We start from the raw sequence: 3,680 nt of genomic DNA on the forward strand, positions 1-3,680 counted from the left end.
GCTGCAAATATTCCTGAAATATCAAGAAAAAATCTTTTATTCATATATTCCCGTTCCTGCTACTTTTAATCAATTTTAGATGGTCTTATTCTCTATCCGATAAAAATGGGCTGCATGACAATAAATGTCTTGCAGCCCAAACTTTTAACGACTGATTCTTTGTTATTCGGCTGCGTACCCACCTTCAACTATCAGACCTGCCATCTTATCTTTTTTCTGTTTTATTACAAGAGTAAAGTTTCCTACTCCCTCTTCATCTCCATGCCTTTCTTTATAATTTACTACAAAAGCATTCGGAAATACATATTTTCTTTTTGTAATACCTGCTACAATCTGTTCTACCGTAACCTTTCTATAGCAGTCTTTATTCTGTGCCGGAACCATAGACCAAAGTGCCATATTTCTTGTAGAATCAAAAGGATCACCGTCTACTGCCGTTAAAATCTTGCCGGTAATTTCCATTGTCGCACCGGCATCATTGGTACGTGCATTTGAATCAATAGGAATGTCTGTAGATAAAAATACGCTGTTTACACATTCTTTTGCAAGTTCAAAACTTTCATTACCTTCTATTTTCACTTTGTATGCCATGTTCAATCCCTCCTACTCATTATTCTCCGGCGTATCCGCCTTCTACTGCTACCTTTGCATTATTATCCTTCTTTTGACGTATATGGATATAAAACTCTCCGGTACCGGTCACATCATCCGCCTTTTCAGAATACTCAACCACGAATGCATTTGGAATTACATACTTTCTTACAACAGATCCGGCAGATACTACTGTTACCTCCGCAACTCTGTAACAATCTGCATTCTCAGACGGAATCTGAGACCACTTCGCAAGTTTTAATACATCATCACTGTCCGCTCCGACATTGTATAAAACTCTACCCCACACTTTTACGCCCAACCCGAAGTCTGTTGCTTTAGCGTTGGAATCCTTTGGAGACTCGGACAAAAACTCTGCATTTACTATACTTCTTTCATCAAAGTCCGCCACTTCTGAACCTGTTACCCTGAATCTAATTCCCATCTTGCTACCTCCTATGAAAATATATTTATTTTTATAAAACTACTCCAAATATTAAAAATATTTTTGTACTTACATAAAACAAAGTTTTTATTTTATATCAACACTTTTTATAAATATACACCCTTATTCTCCTGCAACACGATTTAGAGGCACTTCTATTCTTTTTATAGCATTTCCGAAACTTATCTCTATAGCACATACGCCTGCCGTCTCATCAACTTCATAAGTAATATCGTCATTGCTTCCAAGTATACCATTAATATTTGTTTTTTTGGAAAGCCATATACTTTTCTGACTTGACGGGTTATTTGAGAAGAACTTAGCTATATTCTCCGCCTTAAAATCTCCTGTAGCATGCCTTAAAATTCTTTCAATATAGTTTGCTGTCTGAGTTTTATAAATAGGCTCATAACTTCCACCTGAAAGTTTTAAGTTTCTTGCTTTGTACACCATTATATGGCTGATATTTTCTCCGTCTAAAACCGCATTTTCCGAAGAAAATACAAATCCAAACCCTCTTTTATTGATATCGTCTTTTACACTGTTTGTAAATCCGGTAATCTCTTTTGACATAGTGGTATGTATTTTAAGAGAATTATTCTTTGCCTCAATATCAAATCTTACACCCGGTAAATCCGTATCAACATCCTTCTTAAAATACTCTTTAAGATACTCCGGAGACTGGTAACTTGCCACAAATCCGGCTGCCACATATGCCGCACCTATATAAACTCCGTCTATCCAAAGCTTCATAATATCTTCTTTTGCCTTAGAAAGTTCTGCAGCTTCATTTTCATTAACAATCATCCTGCTTTCAAGCTTTACTCCTGACTTATCTTTTGGAATAATTGTAAAGTTAGGTACACAAGGAATCAGATATTCTGAATAAGGCTTACCGCTAAGACTTGCACATCTGTCATCAAAAAATCCTACTCCGGTCATTGCCATGCTGTTGAAAGTTGTCTTATCTCCCGTCTCATAGGAATAAAAGCACTGTACACCATAATCCTTCATGGCATCTGCAACTCTTGCCAAAGATTCTACGCTTACATTTTCAGTCTTTACACTGTCTTTGTTTCCCTTGAATCTTTCCCTTGTAACATTCATCTTTGATTTTTCATCCAAAGACACCCCTGCAACAATTGCATACCAAACAGTATTACCATAGTCATTTTTTTCATTTACAGTATTCAGATATGCACAAAGCTTAGGCACATTCAAACTGTTTGCCATAACTTCATTCTTCACATTGGCTATAAGAAGGCTTGGTCTCATACCTTTTACCTGTTTCGGATACTGTTCAAAAAAAGCCCATACACCTAATATTTTTTCAACCAAAGGTTTTACAACTTTTATAAAATCATCCTTGGCGTTTTTGTAAAATTCAAGATATGTATTGTAATTGTCCACTTCCTTTTTTACATCAATCTGACTTTGCATTGATGAATTTAACGGACAAAAAGTTCTTACCACCAACTGTTTTACATAGCTGTTTCCTTCAGAATTCAGAGCATCATAATCGTCTTCAAGAGCTTCAATAAGTCCTGCATTTGAATTGTCATCTGTAAGCACTAAAGTGCTTTCTTCCACCTTCGGAGCCTCTATTACTGTAAGTTCTCCCTCAGAAGACATGGTTAGAAGTCCCAGAGTCAGAGCATCATTGCTTTCAGACTCTTTTGATTCTCCAAGTAAAAGTCTTGTCTTTATATCTGAGATTGCAAGTGGAATCATCGCCATAAGATTTTGGTAATTGGAACTGGCTTCTTCAAACATGGAATTAAGCTTATCACCAAGATCAAGCTTATGAGGATCTCCATCTTCAAGTTTTGCGTACTCTGCATAAGTATACTGAAGTTCCTTCCTTACCTGCTTAATGTCATCCATAACCTTTGAAGGAGAAATCATTTCTGTAAGTTTTTCAAATTTAAAATCTGCATTGATAATTCCCTGACTTCTTTTTGTTTCAACCAAGGTCATAAGCATTTTCAAAAAATCATTATGCGCATTAAGATGAACTATACTTAACATATTTTCAGGAACACCTGCCGGTTTTTCCTTAGAATACACAATCTTTCCTGTTGTAGCATTAAAAAAAGAATATACTGTCGGATCAAATTTTTCTAAAAACTCTTCAAAGTTTCTAACAAGAAGTGCTTCATTGATTTCCTTTACCTTATCATCACTTAAGCTGTCAAGTCCTCTTACATCACCAACTAAGGTAAGTAAGTTAAGCTTCTCCGGATTAATCTCCTCAATCAACAAAGTGCGGTTTGTTTGCTTTATAATACTTTCTGCCATCCTGCATCTCCTTAAATCTATATTTTTTTCAAATAAAATACAAACTCTAAGACTTTATTACGTAACATGTCGGGTAAAAGGAATATAAACAGTAGTAAATCCCACAGGATACAATAATTAATTTTATTGTTAGCACAGGAGATAGACTAATATGGAAAAATAACAACGGATAAATATGTTGTTTATCTCTATCGGAGCTAATTAAGCTACTGACAGTATCTATCTTTACTAAGAAACACCCCTTAGTTATGATAAAACAACAAATATACTTATCTTATTTACAAATTTTTATATCCCTTATCTGACTACGATAGTACCACATATACAGAATATTTTCAAGTTTTTT

3 protein-coding genes are annotated in these 3,680 nt (G+C 35.1%); all 3 read right to left on the reverse strand.

Translation table 11 applies throughout. From position 1 onward, the window contains the following. Positions 1-162: 162 nt before the first annotated feature. Positions 163-591 (reverse strand): hypothetical protein, encoded by a 429-nt coding sequence (locus ACO6FI_RS13140; protein WP_008752381.1) that lies wholly within the window; start codon positions 589-591, stop codon positions 163-165. 19 nt (positions 592-610) lie between these two features. Then, positions 611-1,036, reverse strand: a complete 426-nt coding sequence (locus ACO6FI_RS13145) for a hypothetical protein (protein ID WP_008752382.1) — start codon at positions 1,034-1,036, stop codon at positions 611-613. A gap of 123 nt (positions 1,037-1,159) precedes the next feature. Next, on the reverse strand, positions 1,160-3,334 hold the full coding sequence (locus tag ACO6FI_RS13150; protein WP_274970566.1) for a transcriptional regulator: 2,175 nt from the start codon (positions 3,332-3,334) through the stop codon (positions 1,160-1,162). Positions 3,335-3,680: the final 346 nt, after the last annotated feature.

Source organism: Lachnoanaerobaculum sp., assembly GCF_057250505.1.

Excerpts from the sequence above, each read along its gene's own strand:
- ACO6FI_RS13140 (WP_008752381.1), bottom strand. The coding sequence starts at position 591 with ATGGCATACAAAGTGAAAATAGAAGGTAATGAAAGTTTTGAACTTGCA.
- ACO6FI_RS13145 (WP_008752382.1), bottom strand. The coding sequence starts at position 1,036 with ATGGGAATTAGATTCAGGGTAACAGGTTCAGAAGTGGCGGACTTTGAT.
- ACO6FI_RS13150 (WP_274970566.1), bottom strand. The coding sequence starts at position 3,334 with ATGGCAGAAAGTATTATAAAGCAAACAAACCGCACTTTGTTGATTGAG.